The sequence below is a fragment of the Sphingomonas sp. 66-10 genome, assembly GCF_001897045.1.
Classification (GTDB): domain Bacteria; phylum Pseudomonadota; class Alphaproteobacteria; order Sphingomonadales; family Sphingomonadaceae; genus Sphingomonas; species Sphingomonas lycopersici.
Genome location: NZ_MKRR01000030.1, coordinates 1 through 234, shown reverse-complemented (window position 1 = coordinate 234; position 234 = coordinate 1). Strand labels below are relative to the sequence as shown.

Genomic DNA, 234 nt, shown 5'->3' with positions numbered 1-234 from the left:
GTTGCCGGCCATCGCGATGATGCTCGCGATCGAGCCCGCCACGCCGTCGATATGCACGGTCACGCGCCGCGGCGATTGCTTGAGCGCGTTATAGATGGCGAACCCATCGAAAACGAGGCCGCCGAGCGAGTTGATGCGCACCGAAATATCATCCGGCGCGGACGTGATCGCATTTACCAGCCACGCGGCTTCGAGGCCGTCGTCAGGGTCGCCGACGATCCCGTAGATCAGGAT

The 234-nt window shown here is 63.2% G+C and carries 1 protein-coding gene; it reads right to left on the bottom strand.

Translation table 11 applies throughout. The features are described 5' to 3' along the window. A partial coding sequence (locus tag BGN95_RS03535; RefSeq protein ID WP_286771625.1) for an ATP-dependent Clp protease proteolytic subunit occupies positions 1-234 on the bottom strand: 234 nt, incomplete at both ends.